This is a genomic window from Sphingomonas bacterium, from assembly GCF_903644055.1.
Lineage (GTDB): Bacteria > Pseudomonadota > Alphaproteobacteria > Sphingomonadales > Sphingomonadaceae > Sphingomonas_I.
This window is the reverse complement of the sequence record NZ_CAHJXD010000087.1, coordinates 1-3,468: the sequence shown is the minus strand read 5'-3', so window position 1 is coordinate 3,468 and position 3,468 is coordinate 1. Positions and strand designations below refer to the sequence as shown.

Sequence of the window (3,468 nt, the reverse complement as noted above, 5' to 3'; positions counted from 1 at the left end):
CCAAGTTCGCCCCCTCGACAGGCTCGGGACAGGCTTTGTCGAGTTGCACGCGCAAGCCGGCAAGATGATCGCTGCCCGGTTCCTGCGCAATCTGGTCGCAACGGTGCCCTATGCCATTCACATCGTGCTGACTGACAAGCCTGTCCTGAGCGCCTGCCGCAGGCAGGCAGTCCAAGGGGACATCCAGTTCACCAATCACGCCCACCACAAATATGCCTTCCACCACATCTTCGACCGCGTCTGCGACGAGAATGGGATCGAGCATCGTCTGACCAAGGTGAAGCACCCCTGGACCAACGGCCAGGTCGAGCGGATGAGCCGCACCATCAAGGAGGCAACCGTCAAACGCTATCACTACGACAGCCATGCCCAACTGACCGTCCACCTCCACGACTTCATCAACGCCTACAACTACGGGCGCCGCCTGAAGACGCCGCGCGGCCTCACCCCATACGAATACATCTGCAAAATCTGGACAGCCAAACCCAAGCGGTTCACACTCAATCCGCACCATCAATCGCCGGGACTAAACACCTAAAACAGCCGCTCGACCCAGCCGTGCGGATCGGGCGCGGTGCAGCGCTGGATAGCGGTGAGCGCGGTCTTGAGCCGTTCGGTGGCGAGGCCGGGACCGCCGTTGCCGATCGCGAAGTCGCGCGCGCGTCCGCGTACCCGGCCGATCGGCGTGACCACCGCCGCGGTGCCGCAGGCGAACGATTCGCGCAGCCGCCCGCTCGTCGCGTCGGCCTGCCACTGATCGATCGCATAAGGCTCCTCGCGCACCGTCATCCCGCTGTCGCGCGCCAGCGTCAGCAGCGAATCGCGCGTTACGCCGGGCAGGATCGTGCCCCCCAGCGGCGGCGTCTGCAGCGATCCGTCCTCGAACACGAAGAAGGTGTTCATCCCGCCCAGTTCCTCGATCCAGCGGCGCTCGACCGCATCGAGGAACACCACCTGGTCGCAGCCTTCGCGGATCGCCTCCGATTGCGCCTGCAGGCTCGCGGCATAATTGCCGCCGCACTTGGCGGCGCCCGTGCCGCCCGGCGCCGCGCGCGTGAAATCCTCCGAAATCCACAAGGTCACGCTGGGCGCGCCGCCCTTGAAATAGGCGCCGACCGAAGAGGCGATGACGATGTAGAGATATTCGGCCGAAGGCTTGACGCCGAGGAACACCTCGCTCGCGATCATGAACGGGCGCAGGTAGAGCGCGCCGCCCTCGGCATCGGGAATCCAGTCGCGATCGACGCGGACGAGCTGGCGGATCGATTCGAGGAACAGCTCTTCCGGCAGCGGCGCCATCGCCAGCCGTTCGGCCGAATCGATGAAGCGGCGCGCGTTCATCTCGGCGCGGAACAGCGCGGCGCCGCCCTCGGGCGTGCGATAGGCCTTGAGCCCCTCGAAAATCTCCTGCGCGTAATGGAGCACCGCCGTCGCCGGATCGAGCAGCAGCGGCGCGCGTGCGGTCACCCTGGCATCGTGCCAGCCCCGCCCCTCGGCATAGCGGATCGTCACCATATGATCGGTGAAGACCTTGCCGAAGCCGGGGTTGGCGAGCCGCGCGGCGCGTTCGTCGGCGGCGATCGGGCCAGAATGCTGCTCGATCGTGAAGGCGGGGGCGGGCGCGGTCATCTATCAGGTCTCGCTCGACAATTCGGGAACGGCTGTGGCCGTGGCGGTTGCGATTTGGTACGCTTCGTGCAACAAAGGGTCAACATGACTGTCCCGTATGCTTCCCCATTGTTCCTCCGCGAACCCGAGATACGCCGCGGCGCCGAGCTGCTGTATTTCGGTTACAGCCATCTCTATCGCGGCATCGATCATACCTTGGGAGAGCAGGGGCTAGGCCGCGCGCATCATCGCGCGCTTTACTTCATCGCGCGCCAGCCGGGCCTGACGATCGGCCATTTGCTGCGCCTGCTCGGCATCACCAAGCAATCGCTGGGCCGCGTGCTCGGCGAGCTGGCGCAGCGCGATCTCGTCGAGACGCGCGCGGGCGAGGAGGATCGCCGCCAGCGCCTGCTGTTCCTGACCGGGACCGGGCTGGCGCTGGAGACCGAATTGTTCGATGCGCTGCGCGAGCGGCTTTCGGAAGCCTATGCGGCGGCGGGGCAGGATGCGGTAACGGGTTTCTGGCGCGTCCTGGAATTGCTGATCCCCCCCGCCGAGCGCGCCCGCGTCGCCGATCTCGAGCGTGTCTCCGGCCATTAGAGCATGACGATCTTAGATTGATCCACTCCTCCGCTCGTCCTGAGTAGGGATCGAGCCTGTCGAGAGCCCGTATCGAAGGATATGCTCAGGAGCCCGTGCTTCGATACGAGCCCTCGATACGCTCCTGCGGAGCTACTCGGCCTCACCTCAGCATGAGCGGGTAAAGTTAAGTCATCCGCCTCCAAGGCGGCCGCGCCGCATCGCGCGCGATATGGCGCGGCGGCGCTTCGATGCTAGGGCGGGACGATGTCGACGATCGATCCATCCGAACCCGCCGTTTGCACCTATGCCTCGCAGGGGCTGACGCTCAGCTACTGCGATTGGGGAAATGCCGGCGCGCCGATGCTGTTGCTGCTCCACGGCAGCCGAGATCATGCGCGGAGCTGGGATTGGACGGCGCGGGCGTTGCGCGATCGTTTCCATGTCGTCGCCCCCGATCTGCGCGGGCATGGCGACAGCGCCTGGTCGCCCGACGGCGCCTATCTGCTGGCCTATTATCTGATCGATCTGATCGAGCTGATCGATCGGCTCGGCGCGCCCCGGCTGTCGATCGTCGGCCATTCGCTGGGGGGCAACGTCGTCGCGCGGTGCGCGGCGCTGCTGCCCGATCGCTTCGAGAAGGTCGTGATCGTCGACGGGCTCGGCCCCAACGAGGCGTTGATGCGCGCATGGGAAGAGGCCGGCCCGCTCGCGCGCACGCGCGACTGGATCACCAGCCGCCGCGATCCCCGCCTCGCGCGACCGCGCCGCTTCGCGACCCTCGCCGATGCCACCGCGCGGATGGCCGAGGCCAATCCGCATCTGTCTCCCGAACAGGCTCGCCACCTCGCGCTGCATGGCGTTCGGCGGCACGCCGACGGCTATGGCTGGAAATATGATCCGAGGGTCGGCCTCTTCGCGCCCGAGGATTTCGCGCTCGACGTGCGCGCTTTCTGGAAAGCGATCGAGGCGCCGACCCTGCTCTGCTACGGCCCCGAAAGCTGGACGACCAATCCCGCCGCCGACGGGCGCGAGGCCAACTTCAGGGATGCGCGGACCGAGGTCTTCGAAAATGCCGGCCATTGGCTCCACCATGATCGCTTCGATGCCTTCCTCGCGGCGCTCGAAGCCTTTCTCTAGCCGCCGGCCGCGCAATGACGGGCGACCATGATGCGATCATCCTCGGCGCGGGCGCCGCGGGGCTGCTGTGCGCGGCGCTGGCGGGGCAGCGCGGGCGGCGCGTGCTGCTGATCGATCATGCCGATCGGCCGGGCAGCAAGA

5 protein-coding genes are annotated in these 3,468 nt (G+C 66.6%); 4 read left to right on the top strand and 1 reads right to left on the bottom strand.

Going from position 1 to position 3,468, the window contains the following annotated elements:
- Window positions 1-538 (top strand): integrase core domain-containing protein (locus HUU94_RS03825; protein ID WP_174273791.1); only part of this gene is annotated, 538 nt, incomplete at its 5' end.
- Here HUU94_RS03825 and HUU94_RS03820 read toward each other — a convergent pair.
- Window positions 535-1,629, bottom strand: a complete 1,095-nt coding sequence (locus HUU94_RS03820) for a branched-chain amino acid aminotransferase (protein ID WP_174273790.1) — start codon at window positions 1,627-1,629, stop codon at window positions 535-537. The genes HUU94_RS03825 and HUU94_RS03820 overlap by 4 nt on opposite strands.
- An 84-nt stretch (window positions 1,630-1,713) precedes the next feature.
- Between HUU94_RS03820 and HUU94_RS03815 the strand changes: the two genes are divergently transcribed.
- From HUU94_RS03815 to HUU94_RS03805, 3 genes are all read left to right on the top strand, one after another.
- Window positions 1,714-2,208 carry a MarR family winged helix-turn-helix transcriptional regulator gene (locus tag HUU94_RS03815; RefSeq protein WP_174273789.1) on the top strand — a complete coding sequence of 165 codons (495 nt, stop codon included), beginning with the start codon at window positions 1,714-1,716 and terminating at the stop codon, window positions 2,206-2,208.
- A 246-nt stretch (window positions 2,209-2,454) separates the two neighbouring features.
- Complete coding sequence (locus HUU94_RS03810) at window positions 2,455-3,327, top strand: alpha/beta fold hydrolase (RefSeq protein WP_174273788.1); 873 nt, start codon at window positions 2,455-2,457, stop codon at window positions 3,325-3,327.
- A 14-nt stretch (window positions 3,328-3,341) separates the two neighbouring features.
- Window positions 3,342-3,468: NAD(P)-binding protein (locus HUU94_RS03805; RefSeq protein WP_174273787.1), on the top strand; the 127-nt coding region annotated here is incomplete at its 3' end.

What these genes read in the sequence shown, in the direction of transcription:
- HUU94_RS03810 (WP_174273788.1), top strand. Translation starts at nt 2,455, where the DNA reads ATGTCGACGATCGATCCATCCGAACCCGCCGTTTGCACCTATGCCTCG.
- HUU94_RS03815 (WP_174273789.1), top strand. Translation starts at nt 1,714, where the DNA reads ATGACTGTCCCGTATGCTTCCCCATTGTTCCTCCGCGAACCCGAGATA.
- HUU94_RS03820 (WP_174273790.1), bottom strand. Translation starts at nt 1,629, where the DNA reads ATGACCGCGCCCGCCCCCGCCTTCACGATCGAGCAGCATTCTGGCCCG.